The organism is Streptomyces sp. SAS_270, from assembly GCF_052543295.1.
This window is the reverse complement of sequence record NZ_JBMNDS010000005.1, coordinates 93,897-111,191: the sequence shown is the minus strand read 5'-3', so window position 1 is coordinate 111,191 and position 17,295 is coordinate 93,897. Positions and strand designations below refer to the sequence as shown.

Genomic DNA, 17,295 nt, shown 5'->3' with positions numbered 1-17,295 from the left:
CTGTCCCGACATGCACAAAGGGCCGCCTCCGTCACGTGAGACACGCGAGGGAGGCGGCCCTTCAGGGCTGCTTTTGACGTCAGTCGTTGCCGTTGCCCGGCGACGGCGTCGTCTTCTGGATCTGCAGCAGGAACTCGCCGTTCGACTTCGTCTGCTTCATCTTGTCGAGGAGCAGTTCGATCGCCTGCTGCTGGTCGAGCGCGTGCAGCACGCGGCGCAGCTTCCAGGTGACGGCGAGCTCGTCGCTGCCGAGCAGGATCTCTTCCTTACGCGTACCGGACGCGTCGACGTCCACCGCCGGGAAGATGCGCTTGTCGGCGAGCTTCCGGTCGAGCTTGAGCTCGGCGTTGCCGGTGCCCTTGAACTCCTCGAAGATGACCTCGTCCATGCGCGAGCCGGTGTCGACGAGCGCGGTGGCCAGGATGGTCAGCGAGCCGCCGTCCTCGATGTTGCGCGCGGCACCGAAGAAGCGCTTCGGCGGGTAGAGCGCGGTCGAGTCGACACCACCGGACAGGATGCGGCCGGAGGCCGGGGCGGCGAGGTTGTACGCACGGCCCAGACGCGTGATCGAGTCGAGCAGCACGACCACGTCGTGGCCCAGCTCCACCAGACGCTTGGCACGCTCGATGGCGAGCTCGGCGACCGTGGTGTGGTCCTCGGCGGGGCGGTCGAAGGTCGAGGAGATGACCTCGCCCTTCACCGACCGCTGCATGTCGGTGACCTCTTCCGGACGCTCGTCGACCAGGACGACCATCAGGTGGCACTCGGGGTTGTTGTGCGTGATCGCGTTGGCGATCGCCTGCATGATCATGGTCTTGCCGGTCTTCGGCGGGGCCACGATCAGACCGCGCTGGCCCTTGCCGATCGGCGCGACGAGGTCGATGATGCGGGTCGTCAGCACACCCGGGTCGGTCTCCAGGCGGAGCCGGTCCTGCGGGTAAAGGGGCGTCAGCTTGTTGAACTCCGGGCGCCCGCGCCCGGATTCGGCGGCCATCCCGTTCGCCGAGTCGAGGCGGACCAGCGCGTTGAACTTCTCGCGGCGCTCGCCGTCCTTGGGCTGACGGACCGCGCCGGTGACGTGGTCACCCTTGCGCAGACCGTTCTTGCGGACCTGGGCGAGGGAGACGTACACGTCGTTCGGGCCCGGGAGGTAGCCGGACGTACGGATGAACGCGTAGTTGTCGAGGATGTCGAGGATGCCCGCGACGGGGATCAGGACGTCGTCCTCGTTGACCTGCGGCTCGGCGATCTCGTCGCGGCCACGGCCACTGCGGCCACGGCGGTCGCGGTAGCGCCCGCGACGGCCACGGCGTCCGTCACCGAACTCGTCGTCGTCCTGCGGGCCGTTGTCGCGCTGGCGGTCCTGGCGGTCCTGACGACCGCCGCCCTGCTGCTGACGGTCCTGGCGCTCCTGGCGCTGCTGCTGGCCGGCACCCTGGCCGCCCTGCTGCTGCTCGTCGCCCTTGCCCCGGCGGTCGCGGTCACGTCCACCGCGGTCACGGTCCCGGTCACGGCGGTCACGGCGGCCCTGACGACCGTCGGCGCCGTCACCGGCGTCGGCCTTGGCCTCGGCGGCCGGGGTCTCGGCCTTCGGCTCGCTCTTCGCCTCGGCGACGACCGTCTCCGGGCTGCCCGCGTCGGCGGTGGCCCTGCGGCGGCGGCGCTCGCCCGCGGGGGCGTCGTCTCCCGCACGCTCGGCGTCGCTCGCACGGGAGGGGCCGCCGGCCGGCTGGCCGGGGATCTCGATCTGCTGCTGCGCCACGGCCTTCTCGGCGGCCTGCTCGGCCTTCTTCGCGGCCGGCGCGGCGTCGTCGCCCGTACGGGCCTTGGAGGTGGCCCGGCGCTTCGGCTTGGCCTCGGCGGCATCGGCGCTCTTCGCCGGCGCACCGCCTCCGGCCTGCGCCTCCTTGATGACCTCGATCAGCTGGCTCTTGCGCATCCGCGCGGTGCCCCTGATACCGAGGCCGGACGCGACCTGCTGAAGCTCGGCCAGCACCATGCCGTCAAGGCCGGTACCGCGGCGCCGCCGGGAGCCGGCACCGGAGGCAGGCGCGGCAGAGGCGTCCGTGGCGGGCGCGGCTGCGGTCTCCTCGACACGCGCGCCCATCAGATCGGTGGTGTCGCTCACGAAGGGTCCTTCCCTGGAGCGGACGTCGGCCTGTCTGGCTCGGCGACCGGTTGTGCTGTCCGGCTTTGGCCCTTGCTGTGTGGACCATGCCGGGGCGGTGGTCCGCCAAAGCGGCGGAAGACTTGTCTGGTGATGACGATTCCCGGAGCCGTGGCACTGAGGTTCTGTGTCATCGGCAGGGTCACGCCGGCTTCCGGAGCGTGCTCAGCACCGCTCAGCGCGTAGCACGCCATGCATGGCACAAAGCAGTTTGGGAGGCTCCCGGAAGAATGGTTGTCCCGGACGGGGACGTGAAGCACCTCGCCATGGTGGGGTCGGGTGCAGACTTGAGGTTAACACTACCGGATCCAACAAACATTCCCCCTCTCCAAATCCGGCAACCGTGCGTGTTCAGTCGAGCCCTGAAGGGGCCAGCGGCAGCACGCACGCCCCCGATTCGTCGAGGCCAAGGCGGTTGGCCGCCCAGCCCTCACCTGCGAGGCGTGCGACCTTGTCGGCCGATGCCTCGTCGGCCAGCGCGAGGACCGTGGGGCCCGCGCCGGAGATCACTGCGGGGATGCCGTCGGCGCGCAGCCGCTCCACCAGTGCCGTGCTCTCCGGCATGGCCGGGGCGCGGTACTCCTGGTGCAGCCGGTCCTCGGTGGCGGGCAGCAGCAGCTCGGGGCGCCTGGTCAGGGCCTCGACGAGCAGGGCCGCGCGGCCCGCGTTGGTGGCGGCGTCGACGTGCGGGACGGTACGTGGCAGCAGGCCGCGGGCGGTCTCGGTGAGGACCGGCTTGCCCGGTACGAAAACCACCGGAACGATGGAATCGGCGGGGTCCATCCTGATCGCCCGTGCGGCGCCGGCCTCCATCCAGGAGAGCGTGAAACCGCCGAGCAGACACGCCGCGACATTGTCGGGGTGTCCCTCGATCTCGGTGGCGAGCTCCAGCAACGCTGTGTCGTCGAGCTTGCTGTCGCCACCTATGGTGACGGCGCGTGCGGCGACGATGCCGGCGCAGATGGCGGCCGACGAGGAGCCGAGGCCGCGACCGTGCGGGATGCGGTTGGCGCAGACGATCTCAAGGCCGCGCGGCTGTCCGCCCAGCAGGTCGAAGGCGGTGCGCAGGGAGCGTACGAGGAGGTGACTCTCGTCGCGCGGGAGCGTCTCGCTGCCCTCCCCTGCGATGTCGATGTGCAGCCCGGAGTCGGCCACCCGGACGACCACGTCGTCGTACAGCCCCAGGGACAGGCCGAAGGCGTCGAAGCCGGGCCCGAGGTTGGCGCTGGTGGCGGGGACGCGCACCCGGACGGCGGCGGCACGGAAAGCGGGACCGGCCATCGCTCGATGACTCTCCTTGAGCTGCGAGATGTTCGAAGTCGAGCTTCTTTGAGGACTGAACTTCTCTGGGACTGAACTGAGAACCGAAGGACTTTGAAAGCTGGAGAACTGTGAAAGCTGGAGGACTGAAGTGAAGTGCGCTGCGTACGGCAGGACCCGGAGGCCGCAACTACGGCGGCACCGCGGCATATGCGGCGGGCGGGTTCGGTACAGCCTATCGAAGGAAGGTTCCGTGGCGACATAGGGCGCACAGGAGGCGCACGATGCGTGTCGTAAGCCCCCTGTGCACCCCCCGTGCTCAGCGTCTACGCGAGACCGAGGCTCCGAGCGGCGGTTACCGCGTCCACCGGAACCGTAACGGGCTGCGGAGCGCCCGCGACGGCCCAGTCGGGATCCTTGAGTCCGTTTCCAGTGACCGTGCAGACGATCCTCTGCCCGGGGTCGACCTTGCCCTGCTCGGCGGCCTTCAGCAGACCGGCGACCGACGCGGCGGAGGCGGGCTCGACGAAGACGCCCTCCTGGGCCGCCAACAGGCGGTAGGCGCGCAGGATCTCACGGTCCGTCACCTCGTCGATGAAGCCGCCCGACTCCTCCCGCGCGTCCAGCGCGTACTGCCACGAGGCCGGGTTGCCGATGCGGATCGCGGTGGCGATGGTCGAGGGGTCCTTGACGATCTCGCCACGCACGATGGGCGCGGAGCCGGAGGCCTGGAAGCCCCACATGCGCGGCGTCTTCGCGGCGATGCCGTCGGCGGCGTACTCCTTGTAGCCCTTCCAGTACGCGGTGATGTTGCCCGCGTTGCCCACCGGGAGGACGTGGATGTCGGGCGCGTCGCCGAGCATGTCGACGATCTCGAACGCGGCGGTCTTCTGGCCCTCGATGCGCACCGGGTTGACCGAATTGACCAGCGCCACCGGGTAGTTGTCGGAGAGCTGGCGCGCCAGCGTCAGGCAGTCGTCGAAGTTTCCGTCGACCTGGAGGATCTTCGCGCCGTGGATGAGCGCCTGGCCCATCTTGCCGAGCGCGATCTTGCCCTGCGGGACGAGAACGGCGGACACCATTCCGGCCCGTACGGCGTAGGCGGCCGCGGAGGCGGAGGTGTTGCCGGTGGAGGCGCAGATGACGGCCTTCGCGCCCTCCTCCTTCGCCCGCGTGATGGCCATGGTCATGCCGCGGTCCTTGAAGGACCCGGTGGGGTTGGCGCCCTCCACCTTGAGGTGGACCTCGCAGCCGGTGCGCTCGGAGAGCAGCTGCGCGGGCACGAGCGGCGTACCGCCCTCGCGGAGCGTCACGACGGGCGTGCTGTCGGAGACGGGCAGCCTGTCCCGGTACTCCTCGATGATTCCGCGCCATTGGTGGGTCATTGCTGGTTACTCTCCTTCAACCCGCATGATGCTCGCGACACCCCGCACGGTGTCGAGGCTGCGCAGCGCCTCCACCGTCCCGCCCAGGGACGCGTCGGACGCTCGATGGGTGACGACGACGAGAGAGGCCTCGCCGTCCCCGTCTTGTCGACCGTGCTGACGCACAGTATCGATCGACACCCCGTGCTCGGCGAACACGGTGGCCACCTGGGCGAGAACACCCGGTTTGTCGGCCACGTCGAGGCTGATGTGGTAGCGCGTGACGACCTCGCCCATGGGGGACACGGGCAGCTGGGTGTACGCGGAGTCGCCGGGTCCGGTCGCGCCGCCGATCTTGTTGCGGCAGACGGCGACGAGGTCGCCGAGGACGGCCGAGGCGGTCGGGGCGCCGCCCGCGCCGGGGCCGTAGAACATGAGCTGCCCGGCCGCGTCGGACTCGACGAAGACGGCGTTGTACGCGCCGCGCACGGAGGCCAGCGGGTGGCTGAGCGGGATCATCGCCGGGTGCACGCGCGCGGTGACGGACTCACCGTCGGCGGCCCGCTCGCAGATGGCGAGCAGCTTGATGGTGCAGCCCATGTTCTTCGCGGAGGCGAAGTCGGCGGCGGTCACCTCGGTCATGCCCTCGCGGTACACGTCGTCGAGGCGTACGCGCGTGTGGAAGGCGATTCCGGCGAGGATCGCGGCCTTGGCGGCGGCGTCGAAGCCCTCGACGTCGGCGGTCGGGTCGGCCTCCGCGTACCCGAGCGCGGTGGCCTCGTCGAGCGCCTCCTGGTACCCGGCGCCGGTGGAGTCCATCTTGTCGAGGATGAAGTTGGTGGTGCCGTTGACGATGCCGAGCACGCGGTTGACCTTGTCGCCGGCGAGGGACTCGCGCAGCGGCCGGATCAGCGGGATGGCGCCGGCGACCGCGGCCTCGTAGTACAGGTCCCGCTTGTGCTCCTCGGCGAGGGCGTGCAGCGCGGCACCGTCCTGGGCCAGCAGCGCCTTGTTCGCGGAGACGACGGAGGCGCCGTGCTCGAAGGCGGTGGTGATCAGCGACCGGGCGGGCTCGATACCGCCGATGACCTCGACGACCACGTCGATGTCGCCGCGTTTGACGAGGGCGGTGGCGTCGGTGGTGACCAGGTCCGGGTCGATGCCCGCACGGACCTTGGAGGGCCGCCGGACGGCCACGCCCGCGAGCTCGACGGGCGCCCCGATCCGGGCCGCGAGGTCGTCGGCGTGCGTCGTCATGATGCGCGCCACCTCTGAGCCGACAACCCCACAGCCCAGCAGCGCCACCTTCAGCGGACGCGTACGCATCATCCGACCTCGTTTCCTCATACCGTCACGGTTGGTCCAGTCTCACTCACCGGACGAGAGTTTTTACCCTACGTCCGGATTGTGAGACGTCTATTTCATTTTTCGTGAGGCGGAAGACAGGAGATCTTCCGCCTCCGGTCGTCCGCGCTCGTACGTCAGCCGACGTCCAGGCGGAGCAGGTCCTCCTCCGTCTCGCGGCGGACGATGACACGGGCCTCGCCGTTGTTCACGGCGACGACCGGCGGACGCAGTGCGTGGTTGTAGTTGCTGGCCATCGAGCGGCAGTACGCCCCGGTCGCCGGGACCGCGATGAGGTCACCGGGAGCCAGGTCGGAGGGCAGGAACGCGTCCCGCACCACGATGTCGCCGCTCTCGCAGTGCTTGCCGACGACGCGGACGAGCATCGGCTCGGCGTCACTCGTGCGGGACACCAGGGAGACGCTGTACTCGGCGTCGTAGAGCGCGGTGCGGATGTTGTCGGACATCCCGCCGTCGACGGAGACGTAGGTGCGCAGCCCGTCGAGGGGCTTGATGGTGCCGACCTCGTAGAGCGTGAAGGCGGTGGGGCCCACGATGGCGCGCCCGGGCTCGACGGAGATGCGGGGCGTGCGCAGCCTGGCGGCCTCGCACTCCCTCGTCACGATCTCGCCGAGCGCCTTGGCGATCTCGTGCGGCTCGCTCGGGTCGTCCTCGCTGGTGTACGCGATGCCGAGGCCGCCACCGAGGTCGATCTCGGGCAGTTCGACGCCGTGCTCGTCGCGCACCTCGGCGAGGAGCTTCACCACCCGCCGCGCGGCGACCTCGAAACCGGCCATGTCGAAGATCTGCGACCCGATGTGCGAGTGGATCCCGACGACCTCGAGCCCGTCGAGGGCGAGCGCGCGCCGTACGGCCTCGGCGGCCTGTCCGTCGGCGAGCGCGATCCCGAACTTCTGGTCCTCGTGCGCGGTGGCGATGAACTCGTGCGTGTGCGCCTCGACGCCGACGGTGACCCGGATCTGCACGCGCTGCCGCTTGCCGAGCGACTGGGCGATGTGCGCGACCCGCACGATCTCCTGGAAGGAGTCGAGCACGATGCGCCCGACGCCGACGGTGACAGCCGTCCGGATTTCCTCTTCGGACTTGTTGTTGCCGTGGAAGGCGATGCGGTCGGCGGGCATGCCCGCCGACAGGGCGGTGGCGAGCTCGCCGCCCGAGCAGACGTCGAGGTTGAGCCCTTCCTCGTGCAGCCACCGCACGACGGCGCGCGACAGGAACGCCTTCCCGGCGTAGAAGACGTCGGCGTCGTGCCCGAAGGCCGTGCGCCAGGCACGCGCCCGGGAGCGGAAGTCCGCCTCGTCCATGAAGTAGGCGGGCGTGCCGTACTCCTCGGCGAGGTCCTTCACGTCGATCCCGCCGATGCTGACGGACCCCTCGGGCGTACGGGTGACGGTGTGCGCCCAGACCTTCGGGTCGAGGGCGTTGAGGTCGGCCGGCGGTGCGGTGTAGTGCCCCTCGGGCAGGACATCGGCGTGACGGGGCCCGGCGGGGTGTGCGGAACGGCTCATGTCATCTGGGCTTTCTGCTGTTTCTACTTGTGTCAGAGGTAGTCGGGTGCGCTGATGCCGAGCAGGGACAGGCCGCCGGCCAGCACCGTCCCGGCGGCTTCGGCGAGCGCGAGCCGGGCGCGGTGGGCGGCCGAGGGTTTCTCGTCGCCGAGCGGCAGCACGGTGTGCTGGAAGGCGAGCAGCGCGTCGGCGGTGGTGACGAGGTGCCGGGCGAGCCGGTCGGGGGCGCGGTGCGCCGCGGCGGCGGCAAGGGCGTGGGGGTACTCGGCGAGCGCGGCAAGGAGATCGTCCGTGTGCGGCACGTCATGCGGTACGTCGTCGGGGGCGCCGTCGAAGCCGAGGCGGGCGGCGCCCCGGCTCAGGGCCCGGGCGCGGGCGTGGGCGTAACGCACCAGGAAGAGAGGGTTGCTCTCCCGCTGGACGAGGTGGTCGGCACTGATCCGGGGCCGGTCGTGGCCTGCGGGGTGCAGCAGCGCCCAACGGGCGGCGTCCGGGCCGAGCGGCGCGGGGTCCTCGGCCGCGGGAACCGGCCGCAGGTCCACGGGCTCCCCCGGCCTCGCGTGCTCGACCTCGACGCGACCGCCCTGGACGGCGACGACCCGCACGAGGACATCGGCGACGACCTCGGCACGGACGTCGTAGGGGATACGGAGTACGACGACCTGCCCGTCGAGGGCGTCACCGCGCCCGTACTCCCCCGCACGGATCGCACGTACGAGCGGGGCGGCGACCCCCTGGAGCCGGATGTTGAGGAAGCCGGGCCCGGTGATCTCGACGCCGGCGACACCGTCCGTACCGCTGATGTGCGGCCGCAGGATCTCCGCGACCTGCAGCGGGGGTCGCCCGGCGGGCCTGGCGAGCTGCAACGCGATGTTGGTGGCGTAGTCCCCACACCCACCCGCCCCCGGAGGAGCCACCACAACCCGCGCAGGCACGGCCACCTCCAGCTCCCCCGCGTCGACAGCACGACGCACCGCGCGCAGCACGGTACGGGAGAGCTCGACGGGGGTCACGGGACAAGCGTAGGGGAGGAGGGGGGTGGGTAGGCGAGCCGGTTTCGCGAGGGTCCGGGATGTGGACGGGTTGCTGGCCGGGGGCCTTGGGGGAGGGGGGTCGGCGGCACCCTTGGCGGAAGGGGGAACCGTCGGCGCCTCGACAGGAGCAGGGGACACGAGGAGAGAGGTGGCCGGGAAGGGTCAGTGACCGGCGCGGCCGGCGTGTTCGGTGGGGGTGGGGTGGTCGGCGCGGCCGGGGTGGTCGTTGAGGTCGGCATGGTCGGGGCGGTCGGCACGCTCGGGGCGGTCGTTACGGCCGGCACGGTTGGGGCGATCGGGGCGGTCGGGGCGGTCGGTCTCGCTTGCATCGAAGGGTCCGTGTCCGGGTCCGGGTCCGGGTCCGGCTCCCGCTGCCGTTCCAGCTGCCGTTCCAGCTCCGACTCCGGCTCCGTCGAACGGCGATCCGGCGGCACTGCCGCCCTCGCCACCTCCGGGTCCCCGCCGCTCCACCAACTGCCGTACGAGCCGCACGAGTTCGGAAGGTTCGAAGGGCTTGGCGAGAAACGCGTCGACGCCGACGTCGAGCCCGCTCTCGACCTCGTACTGCGTGCAGGCACTCACGATGGCGAGCGGCAGATTCCGCGTCCGCGGATCGGCCCGGAGCCGGGCGGCGGTGCGCAGCCCGTCCAGCCGCGGCATCACCACGTCCAGCGTCACGACATCGGGCCGCACCTGATGCACGACGTCCAGACATTCGACACCGTCAGCCGCGGTCACGACCTCGAAACCCTCCAGTTCGAGGTTGACCCTGATCAGCTGCCGGATGACCTTGTTGTCGTCCACAACAAGCACCCGACCGGACACGCCTGGCACAACTCGAGAGTAGGTCCGCACCCACCACCGCGTCCGGGTTTTCCGGACTTCTACGTGGGGTGGGGGTGGGGTGGGGGAGCACGGGGGCAGCGCGGGGGCGGGAGTCGCTTGGGGGTGGGGGGTGGGGTTCGGCTTGGGGGTGGGGCGCGGTTCGGCTTGGGGGTGGGGTTCAGCGGCGGATGGGGCGGTGTTCGGCTGCGCATGGGGGGCGGGGCTCACCCGGCGGGAGGGACGGGTGGGCGTCCGCCGGGCCCGGCATGAACGAGGGGTGGGCGTCCCCCCGCACGACACGAGGACGGACGCTCACCCCTCCGCGAAGTCGGGCGCGCGTCCTACCCCCGGACACCACACCTGCCCTGCTCAGGACACCAACCTCGCCCCACCAAAACCCGTTCATGGCCGCCCCGAAAGAGCTGGTAGGGTTCTACCCGTCGCCGCGAACACAGCGCCGATACGCCCCCGTAGCTCAGGGGATAGAGCAACGGCCTCCGGAGCCGTGTGCGCAGGTTCGAATCCTGCCGGGGGCACCTTGCATGAGGTGCCCAAAGACCCCGTCACCAGCGGAAACGCTGAGGGTGGGGTCTTCGCGTATGTGCAGCCGTATGCCACCGTGAGCGGTCCTATGTCGGAGTCCGTGGACTATTCGTGGACACGATCTTGAGGCATCGCCCCTGGTCAGCCCCAGGAACGGCGAAGGCCCCCGGACGAATCCAGGGGCCTGAAGCGTAGCGCGGCGCGTGTGGGATCACTCGTACTCGCGCAGTAGCTCTTCGATCTTGCGGTTGCCGGTCTCCTGCCGACCGTCGATGCACTTCGCGTAGCGGCTCAGCAGGACCTCAACGCTGTTGCCTGCGCGTTCGGCAACCTCCGTTGCGTCGACTCCGGAGTTGAGCCAGGTCGACAGCGCCGAGTGCCGTAGGTCGTATGGGCGGGCGGCGAGCGGTGAGGCGAAAACGGCCGGCGGGAGCGCCAGCGCGCGAGCCTCCTGCCACACGCGGAAGTACGTCGACGAGCCGACCACTCCCCCGCGTTCGTTGGTGAAGAGGCGCCCATCGTCGGCCACGCCGAAGGTGTCGATGTGGTCCCGCAGGATCGCGACGAGATGCGGCGGGATCGGCACAGGCCGGACCTCTTCCACGGGCCGGTTCTTGAGTCCGCGGTCGTCGTGCGTTTCGCCGGAGTCGGTCCACCGCTTGCCGACGCTGGGGCGAGTGTTATTCAGCAGCGCAGTTCCCCAGCCGCTTTCAGACAGCTTCAAGTCCGCCTCTTTAAGACCGACAGTTTCGGCCGGACGCAAAGCGCCGTAGTACATGCAGGCGAAGAAGCCGACCAGTCGACGACCGCGAGCCCGACCATAGCCGCCGATGTAAGAGACTGCGGCCAGAAGAGCACGGGCCTGTTCAGGGTTGGCCACCACACGGGGGTCGACTTCCTTGACAACCTTCGGCTTTTTCCAGCGAACCGAGGTGACCGGGTTCTCTTTGAACTCGCCGAGATCCACCGCATAGTGCATGGAATTGACGAGTGTCCGCCGCTTGCGCCGTACGGTTTCCGCAGCCGCAGCCGTCCCGTCGAGCTTCAGTTTCAAGGAGTCCAGCACCGCCCTGGCGATCGATGCGTCGCCGAGGTCCGACAACGGGCGCGAAGCCTTCCCCACCCAGTGCAGCGCGTTCGCGATCTCAGTCGGCAACTCGCGGTCGTCGGGACCAGGCAGGACGAAGGCCCAGTTCCGGAGAGCCTTCCGAAGCAGATCATCAGCCGGTCGTCCTGGACGATCGTCGAGGAGCGCCACAGTCACCGCGGTCAGCGACTCGTTGATTCCGTCGCGTGTGTTCGGCGCAGCGTGCGGCCACTTCATCGCAAGGTACTTCAACGCGAAGGCATACCACGTCATCGAGGGCGCCTTTTCGACCATCGAATCCGGCAGCCCAGTCACCGTGTCGAATTCATCTCCGTCGCGCATGGCACGGAGCAACTTGGAACGGTAGTTGTCGGCAAGTCCCTTGGTGCGGAACTGATCGGAGAACACGTTGCCAGCGACGATCCACCTGACGTCGTAGGACGGTTTCTTGGTGTTCCTCTTCCGTACGCCCCAGACCTTCACGTCGAGTGACTTCATGCCGCAACCCTTTCTCGGCTATTCAGCCATGCCGTGAAGTCGCTCCGCCAGACCCTCAGTTCACCATTGGGCAACTTGAAGGCCTGCGGGGCGTGTCCCAGTTCGCGCCAGCGGTAGAAGGTCCGTCGCGAGATGCCCTTGAGCTCAGCGAGGATCTCCGGGACGGTCATCAGCTCGTCTTTCACGCCGGTTCTCCTTCAAGGCTTCGCGGGCGGTGTCGCGGTTGAGTTGGAGGTCGCGGGCGATGGTGGCGGCGAGGGCGGATTCGCCGGGGGTGTGGCCGTGTCCGGCGTATTGCCAGTCGGCAAGGACGAGGGCGGTGTCCCGCTCGCGCTCATCGAGGCTGAGGGCGGCGCGTTCCTGGATGGCGCGGAAGTCGGCACGAGCCTGCCGGAGGTTGCCGAGCGTCGTTGAGTATCGGCGGGACTTGGAGCTGAAGTGACCGCGGAAGCCGAGCATGTGAGCCCAGGCCCATAGGCGGCGTTCGGGGTAGAGCGGGTCGAGGTCGCGGCATGCGGTGATGAGTCGGCGGGCGTGGTCGGGGACGCCGTGGCGGTCGAGTTCGGCAAGTTCGCCGATCCGGCGGTCGAGGGTTCCGGTGTTCTCGGCGGCTTTGGTGGCGTACTTGGCAACGTAGGAGGCGACGGCCTGCTCTGTGAGGTCAGAGCCGTCCCCGAAGGCCTTGACCGGCCGGACGTCGAGCTGTCGACCCCACCGGAACGTACGGGCGGGTTGGTCGCCGGAGGCCGGGACGCTGACGCTCGTGTAGGTGTGCGCGGCGGCGGCGCGGATCGCGGCCGTGAGCAGGTTGGTGCTGGCCCAGGACGGCGGCGGGGTTGCAGGGCCGTCGGGGCCGTCGATTCGGATCACAGCGTGGAAGTGGATGGCGCCGCGCTTTTGGAACTCGGCGACCTTGCCGTAGGAGACGCGGCACACGTCAGCCAGTTCGCGTTGAGTCAGTCCGGCGCGGGCGGCGATCTCACGGCGGAGCCGGTTGACGAAGCGCATCCACAGGTCGCCCGCGTGGTTGTTGAAGAGCACGGTGCCCGCGTAGTCGTAGGTGGCCGGGTCCAGGGCCGTGCCGAGCGCGGGATCGTCGGCGGCGTGCCGAACGCTGCAGCGGCAGACACCACGGTCGGGCCGGTTGTGGACCGGGCCGAACGACGGGGCGGTGAAGGTGGCGAAGACGCGGGGGTGTTCGCGGACGGTGGCCGGGATGTCCTTGTCGGCGTCTCCGGCGAGTCCGGCGCGGATGAGGTGGTAGGTGTCGCCCGCGTATGTCCAGGCGCAGGCCGGGCAGCGGGAGGCGCGGCGGTTGCCGCAGGCGATGCGGAGGCGTCCGCCCGGCTCACCCTCTGTGGAGTAGTGATGCAGGGTCTCGCCGGTGGTCTTGTCTTTGGTGAGGGTCCAGCCGGTGAGGTGGATCGGGTTGGCGCAGCCACCGGTGCGGCGGATCTGGTCTTGCCAGCGGTCGAAGCCCGGGGACCCGGCCACCCGGAGGAGGTCTCCCAGGGTGATCGGGTCCAGGCCCGCGAAGGTCGCGGTGTCGGTCATACGCGGCCCCCAGCGAACTGGGCGACGCGGGCGTGCCGGATGCCGGTGCCGTGGCAGGCCGTGCAGTCGACGGTGAGGGTGCGCAGGTGTCCACGGGCGTTGCGGCCGCCGGAGGTGATGGCGGCGGCGGCGAAGCCGTCGCAGTTCGGGCAGATCCGTGCCGTTGTAGCCGGAGCCGGGGTGTGGCCGGTCATGATGGAGGTTCCTTCCGGTTCAGTGGATCGGGCAGGGACAGCGCCCGGGCGGCGGAAACTTGGCGGTTTCAGGGCCGCCCGGGGGCCGGTCAACGGCGCTTGGCCTCGGAGGCCAGCAGGGAGCGCAGGACCACAGCGCACACGGCGACTGATGCGCCGGTGATGGCGACCGCGAGCAGGAGCGAGACGAGCACGGCGCCGACGACCAGGACGCCAGCGATGCCGCTGCCGACGAGGGCGACCACGGTGCCGGGGGTGAGCTGGACCACCGGCCGGGACGGCGCCGGGGCCATCGCGGGCGGCGGAGTGGGGGTCTGCGTGCTGGGGACGATGGCGGTCGGCTCCACGACGGCGGGCGGAGTGACGAGGCCGGTCGGTGTGGGCATGGTCGGAATCTTCGGGCGGAGCATCGGTGAACACCCTTCTGTGGTGGGCTACTTGACGAATGTGTTGATGGCGGGGGCGAGGACGCTGTCGGCGAGGAGGAAGCCGCCGAGCAGGAGAACGCCGATGAGCCATGCGGGCGGGCGGATGAGCTTGACGCCGAGGTAGCCGACGGCAAGCAGGGCGAACCAGAGCGGGACGTCCATGCCGGTGACCTCCTAGCGGACCTTGCAGCGGTGGGTGCGGGCGGCGAGCTGCGCGGCCGACTGGCTGGAGTAGTCGGAGGACCAGCCGCAGTTGTCAGCGCTGCACACGGCGGCGTGCTTGGTGTGGCCGTGACGATCGCGGTGGGTGCCGATCTGCACGGGGCCGATGCGCATCACGGAGTGGAAGAAGTCGCGGGCCGTCATGACGGGTGGTGCTCCTTTCGGGTCAGGTGAGTTGGGCGGCGATGGCGTTGGCGAGCGGGGCGGGGACGCCGAGGCGAGAGCGCAGGGTGTCGGTGTCGATGCGGGCGCCGGTACGGGCGTGGTGCTCGTCGGCGACCTTGCGGGCGTGGTCAACCAGCGCGGCCGGAACGGCGGGAGCCGGATCGGCAGCGGGCAGAGCCGGGGCAGGCTCGGCAGCAACCACCGGTGCGGGCTCCGCGGGTTCGGCGGGGTCCGGCTCGATGACAGTGCCTTCGGCTTCGGGGGCCGGGGCTGCGGGCGCCGGCGGAACCGGCACCCGGTCCCCGGCTGAGTTCGAGTGGGCGAGGAGTGTGCCGCCGAGGAAGGCGAGCGCGGGCCATCCCGCGACGCCGAAGCGCAGCCAGGCCGGGGGATGTTGCAGGTCCAAAAATCCGGCAGTGGCGACGTTCGCGCCGAGCGAGGCAACCAAAGCAATCAGGAACCAGGACCACGCCAGCCGGGAGGGGCCGGAGTTGCGCAGCCGACGCCAGGCGGCAACCAGGAGCAGGTCGACGCTGATCGGGTAGGCCCAGGCCTTCCAGCCGGTCTGTCCGGCCGCGGCGGCGAGGTCGTGCAGGTGGGCGAAGGACAGCGCACCAGCGATCACGGCTTGCACGAGGACGGCATCGGGGCGGATCGAACGGGTCATGTCTTCACCTCCTTCAGGGTGGTTGGGCCAGGACGGGGCGAGGCTCACGAGGTCCAGCCGCCCCGTCCCGGCGCGGGTCAGTGGCGGTTGAAGCCGGGGCAGCCGTTGACCATGTGGTCCACGCACTGCGGGCAGTCCCCACGCAGGCCCCTGTGGACCGTGCGGTCGTGGGCGTGCCGCCAGCACTGCGGGCACTCGCCCTTAGGCGTGGACAGGGACCGTTCAGCGGTACGCGGCGATGTTCCGAACAGACCCATCACGGGCTCCTCTTCTGTGGATGGCGGCTGTTCAGTCCTGGAGCGCTTCGCCGGTGCCGAAGCAGCCGAGGCAGAGGCCGGTCTGCTGGCCGACCAGACGGCGCTTGCGGCCGACGCGGACGGTGACGGCGACTTCGCCGGTGCCCTTGCAGGCCGGGCACTGCTTCGCCCTCGGCTTGCGGACGGCGGGCTTACGGGCGGCGGGCTTGCGTGTGGCCATGGGTGGTGCTCCTTCCGGTGTCAGGCATGGAGGGGGTAGGGACCTGGCGCGAGGCGGTCGCGCCGACCGGTGGAACCGGGGAGGGATCAGGCCGCGGCGGGGGCGGTCTCGACGGCCGGGGCGGTGACCGGGGCCAGTGGGCCAAACCGGGGCCGGAACGGGGCCAGCGTGGGCAGGTCCGGGGTGCGGTCGGCGTGCCGGTTGCAGATGTTCACGGCCTGTCGCAGCGTGGTGTGCGGGGCACGGATACGGGCCCATCCGCCGGTTGAGTCGCCGGTGATGGCGATGCCGGGGGCGTCGGTAGGGATCTGGATTGCGGCGAGGACCGCGTCGGGGGCGATGTCACCGAAGGCCATGTTCGCCGAGGATTCGTCGTTGACGCGGTGCGCGGTGCGGCCGGTGAGCTGGGCCCGGAGCATGGTGATGCCCTTGCCGAGTTCGGAGCCGAAGCGCTGCCCGCAGATCTCCAGGTAGATGCCCGCGGCGCGGCCGAGCTGGGCGAGGCGGACGAGCGCAGTGATGATCTGATCCCGGCGCTTCTCCTCCGCCTTGCTGGCGAACAAGGCGAGTTCGGCGACCTCATCGACCAGCACCACGACCGGGATGGGGCGCAGGTCGGCGGGCAGGTCCCAGATGTCCGCGGCAATCTCCGCATCCGGCACATCCACGGTGATGCGCTGCTGGGCGCGGATGAGCTGGTAGACGTCCGCCATGTGTGCGACGAGGGCATCGAGCAGAGCGGCGGCGGTATCGGGGGTGTCGGCCAGCGCCGTGAACCGGCGGGCCAGCGGGAAAAGTTCCACGCCCCCTTTGCAGTCGATGCCGACCAGCGCCACATCGAGCGGGGCCAGCCCGGCGACGAGGTTGCGCTGATAGACGGACTTGCCGGACTCGGTGGCACCGAGAGTGAGGGCGTGCGGCACTGCCCGGTAGTCGCGGTAGTGCACGGCTCCGTCCTCACGCAGGGCAACCGGGACCCGCATCGGGCGCGTGTCGGTCCTGGCGGGCATCTGCACCCGCTTGAGCACGTCGTAGCCGGTCATCCGCAACTCCACGACACCCGAGTGCAGTTCGCGGGAGGTGACGCCGTACATCGCGAACGAGTGCCGCAGCCGGTCGCACGAGGCAGCCACGTCGAAGGCGTCCTGCCCGGGACGGAGCTTGAGACGCAGGACCAGGCCGGTGCGGGTCAGACCTATCCGGGCAATACGCGGGGCACGGGGACCAGGAATCGGGCGGTTGGCCATCCGGGCCAGGGCCAGGCGCCAGCGGGAGGGCGGGACGGTCAGCCCGCAGGCGTCCATCACAGACGCGTACCGCACCAGAACCCGCACGCTCGCGAGGGCAACCCCGAAGGTCAGCCAGTACCAGGCGGGACGCCGCCACCGCAGGAGCACTGCGGAGACGACGACCATCACGAGCACGACCGTGCACCAGGCCATGGTCAGGCCGCCTTGGGCTTCGAGGCAGCGGCGACGAGCGAGGTCACGGCGACCGCACGAAACGCGATGCCGTGCCGCTTCTGGCCGTTGAACTCGTTCTCCCACGGCCGGGCGATAAGGCCCGTGAGCGCGACCGGGGTGCCCATGGTCAGCTCGCCGGAGATGCTCGGCTCCGGGACGGTGATGGACAGGATCTCTACTTCGTCGTTCGCCGCGAACATGACGTCGACAGTCATCATCGTCGCGCCGGTGTCGGCGTCGGTGGCGATCTCGCCGGTACGACGGTCCTTCACCTTGGGCTGCGGGGTCTTGGCGACCATCACGGTCGCGGTGGAGGTGTCGATGGGAATCTGACGCATCGTCTGTTCTCCTGATCATGCCGGGTGTTGGAACCGGCTGGCTTGCCGGTGAGATCAGGAGACCGCGAAAGGTAGTGGACGTATCACGGTCCGTATGGACGTTTAGGGACGTCTGAGCTATCGTCAAAACGTCCCC

Annotated in this window: 17 protein-coding genes, 1 tRNA gene and 1 pseudogene; 1 reads left to right on the top strand and 18 read right to left on the bottom strand. The window is 70.0% G+C overall.

What is annotated here, in order from left to right; translation table 11 throughout:
* Positions 1–79: 79 nt before the first annotated feature.
* From rho to ACN6LB_RS05415, 7 genes and pseudogenes are all read right to left on the bottom strand, one after another.
* On the bottom strand, positions 80–2,128 hold the full coding sequence (rho, locus tag ACN6LB_RS05445; protein ID WP_445024791.1) for a transcription termination factor Rho: 2,049 nt from the start codon (positions 2,126–2,128) through the stop codon (positions 80–82).
* Positions 2,129–2,518: 390 nt separating this feature from the next.
* Complete coding sequence (thrB, locus tag ACN6LB_RS05440) at positions 2,519–3,448, bottom strand: homoserine kinase (RefSeq protein ID WP_356138837.1); 930 nt, start codon at positions 3,446–3,448, stop codon at positions 2,519–2,521.
* A 305-nt stretch (positions 3,449–3,753) separates the two neighbouring features.
* Positions 3,754–4,812, bottom strand: coding sequence for a threonine synthase (gene thrC / locus ACN6LB_RS05435; protein WP_445024790.1), 1,059 nt, complete (start codon positions 4,810–4,812; stop codon positions 3,754–3,756).
* A gap of 6 nt (positions 4,813–4,818) precedes the next feature.
* Positions 4,819–6,117 carry a homoserine dehydrogenase gene (locus tag ACN6LB_RS05430; protein ID WP_445024846.1) on the bottom strand — a complete coding sequence of 433 codons (1,299 nt, stop codon included), beginning with the start codon at positions 6,115–6,117 and terminating at the stop codon, positions 4,819–4,821.
* A 155-nt stretch (positions 6,118–6,272) separates the two neighbouring features.
* Positions 6,273–7,664: a diaminopimelate decarboxylase gene (gene lysA, locus ACN6LB_RS05425; RefSeq protein WP_445024789.1), complete on the bottom strand. Its 1,392-nt coding sequence runs from the start codon at positions 7,662–7,664 to the stop codon at positions 6,273–6,275.
* 32 nt (positions 7,665–7,696) lie between these two features.
* Entirely contained in the window at positions 7,697–8,677 is a 981-nt protein-coding gene (gene nrtL / locus ACN6LB_RS05420) for an ArgS-related anticodon-binding protein NrtL (RefSeq protein ID WP_445024788.1), read from the bottom strand.
* 399 nt (positions 8,678–9,076) lie between these two features.
* Positions 9,077–9,553: pseudogene (locus ACN6LB_RS05415) on the bottom strand (response regulator); the annotation flags it as partial.
* 434 nt (positions 9,554–9,987) lie between these two features.
* Here ACN6LB_RS05415 and ACN6LB_RS05410 point away from each other — a divergent pair.
* A tRNA-Arg gene (locus ACN6LB_RS05410) sits at positions 9,988–10,059 on the top strand.
* A gap of 218 nt (positions 10,060–10,277) precedes the next feature.
* Here the strand turns inward: ACN6LB_RS05410 and ACN6LB_RS05405 are convergent.
* The 11 genes from ACN6LB_RS05405 to ACN6LB_RS05355 all read right to left on the bottom strand — a co-directional run bounded on the left by ACN6LB_RS05405 (position 10,278) and on the right by ACN6LB_RS05355 (position 17,159).
* The gene (locus tag ACN6LB_RS05405) at positions 10,278–11,651 is read right to left on the bottom strand and encodes a site-specific integrase (protein WP_445024787.1); all 1,374 of its coding nucleotides are present in this window, start codon (positions 11,649–11,651) and stop codon (positions 10,278–10,280) included.
* The gene (locus tag ACN6LB_RS05400; RefSeq protein ID WP_356133583.1) at positions 11,648–11,821 is read right to left on the bottom strand and encodes a helix-turn-helix transcriptional regulator; all 174 of its coding nucleotides are present in this window, start codon (positions 11,819–11,821) and stop codon (positions 11,648–11,650) included. Before ACN6LB_RS05400 ends, ACN6LB_RS05405 begins: the two co-directional genes overlap by 4 nt.
* A complete protein-coding gene (gene repSA / locus ACN6LB_RS05395) occupies positions 11,796–13,205 on the bottom strand; it encodes a replication initiator protein RepSA (RefSeq protein WP_445024786.1) in 1,410 nt (469 codons plus the stop codon). The genes ACN6LB_RS05400 and repSA overlap by 26 nt, the downstream gene beginning before the upstream one ends.
* Positions 13,202–13,399, bottom strand: coding sequence for a hypothetical protein (locus ACN6LB_RS05390; RefSeq protein ID WP_445024785.1), 198 nt, complete (start codon positions 13,397–13,399; stop codon positions 13,202–13,204). Before ACN6LB_RS05390 ends, repSA begins: the two co-directional genes overlap by 4 nt.
* A gap of 89 nt (positions 13,400–13,488) precedes the next feature.
* Positions 13,489–13,809, bottom strand: coding sequence for a SpdD-like protein (locus ACN6LB_RS05385; protein WP_445024784.1), 321 nt, complete (start codon positions 13,807–13,809; stop codon positions 13,489–13,491).
* Between the two features lie 24 nt (positions 13,810–13,833).
* Positions 13,834–13,989, bottom strand: coding sequence for a hypothetical protein (locus tag ACN6LB_RS05380; protein WP_356133568.1), 156 nt, complete (start codon positions 13,987–13,989; stop codon positions 13,834–13,836).
* Between the two features lie 12 nt (positions 13,990–14,001).
* Positions 14,002–14,193: a mobile element transfer protein gene (locus ACN6LB_RS05375; protein ID WP_356133566.1), complete on the bottom strand. Its 192-nt coding sequence runs from the start codon at positions 14,191–14,193 to the stop codon at positions 14,002–14,004.
* Positions 14,194–14,215: 22 nt separating this feature from the next.
* Positions 14,216–14,881 (bottom strand): DUF2637 domain-containing protein, encoded by a 666-nt coding sequence (locus ACN6LB_RS05370; protein WP_445024783.1) that lies wholly within the window; start codon positions 14,879–14,881, stop codon positions 14,216–14,218.
* Positions 14,882–15,169: 288 nt separating this feature from the next.
* Positions 15,170–15,358: a hypothetical protein gene (locus ACN6LB_RS05365; RefSeq protein ID WP_445024782.1), complete on the bottom strand. Its 189-nt coding sequence runs from the start codon at positions 15,356–15,358 to the stop codon at positions 15,170–15,172.
* A gap of 86 nt (positions 15,359–15,444) precedes the next feature.
* The gene (locus ACN6LB_RS05360) at positions 15,445–16,800 is read right to left on the bottom strand and encodes an FtsK/SpoIIIE domain-containing protein (protein WP_445024781.1); all 1,356 of its coding nucleotides are present in this window, start codon (positions 16,798–16,800) and stop codon (positions 15,445–15,447) included.
* Positions 16,801–16,802: 2 nt separating this feature from the next.
* Positions 16,803–17,159 (bottom strand): SCO3933 family regulatory protein, encoded by a 357-nt coding sequence (locus tag ACN6LB_RS05355; protein WP_445024780.1) that lies wholly within the window; start codon positions 17,157–17,159, stop codon positions 16,803–16,805.
* Between the last annotated feature and the right edge of the window lie 136 nt (positions 17,160–17,295).

Excerpts from the sequence above, each read along its gene's own strand:
- thrB (WP_356138837.1), bottom strand. The coding sequence starts at position 3,448 with ATGGCCGGTCCCGCTTTCCGTGCCGCCGCCGTCCGGGTGCGCGTCCCC.
- thrC (WP_445024790.1), bottom strand. The coding sequence starts at position 4,812 with ATGACCCACCAATGGCGCGGAATCATCGAGGAGTACCGGGACAGGCTG.
- ACN6LB_RS05430 (WP_445024846.1), bottom strand. The coding sequence starts at position 6,117 with ATGCGTACGCGTCCGCTGAAGGTGGCGCTGCTGGGCTGTGGGGTTGTC.
- lysA (WP_445024789.1), bottom strand. The coding sequence starts at position 7,664 with ATGAGCCGTTCCGCACACCCCGCCGGGCCCCGTCACGCCGATGTCCTG.
- ACN6LB_RS05405 (WP_445024787.1), bottom strand. The coding sequence starts at position 11,651 with ATGAAGTCACTCGACGTGAAGGTCTGGGGCGTACGGAAGAGGAACACC.
- ACN6LB_RS05400 (WP_356133583.1), bottom strand. The coding sequence starts at position 11,821 with ATGACCGTCCCGGAGATCCTCGCTGAGCTCAAGGGCATCTCGCGACGG.
- repSA (WP_445024786.1), bottom strand. The coding sequence starts at position 13,205 with ATGACCGACACCGCGACCTTCGCGGGCCTGGACCCGATCACCCTGGGA.
- ACN6LB_RS05390 (WP_445024785.1), bottom strand. The coding sequence starts at position 13,399 with ATGACCGGCCACACCCCGGCTCCGGCTACAACGGCACGGATCTGCCCG.
- ACN6LB_RS05385 (WP_445024784.1), bottom strand. The coding sequence starts at position 13,809 with ATGCTCCGCCCGAAGATTCCGACCATGCCCACACCGACCGGCCTCGTC.
- ACN6LB_RS05380 (WP_356133568.1), bottom strand. The coding sequence starts at position 13,989 with ATGGACGTCCCGCTCTGGTTCGCCCTGCTTGCCGTCGGCTACCTCGGC.
- ACN6LB_RS05375 (WP_356133566.1), bottom strand. The coding sequence starts at position 14,193 with ATGACGGCCCGCGACTTCTTCCACTCCGTGATGCGCATCGGCCCCGTG.
- ACN6LB_RS05370 (WP_445024783.1), bottom strand. The coding sequence starts at position 14,881 with ATGACCCGTTCGATCCGCCCCGATGCCGTCCTCGTGCAAGCCGTGATC.
- ACN6LB_RS05365 (WP_445024782.1), bottom strand. The coding sequence starts at position 15,358 with ATGGCCACACGCAAGCCCGCCGCCCGTAAGCCCGCCGTCCGCAAGCCG.
- ACN6LB_RS05360 (WP_445024781.1), bottom strand. The coding sequence starts at position 16,800 with ATGGCCTGGTGCACGGTCGTGCTCGTGATGGTCGTCGTCTCCGCAGTG.
- ACN6LB_RS05355 (WP_445024780.1), bottom strand. The coding sequence starts at position 17,159 with ATGCGTCAGATTCCCATCGACACCTCCACCGCGACCGTGATGGTCGCC.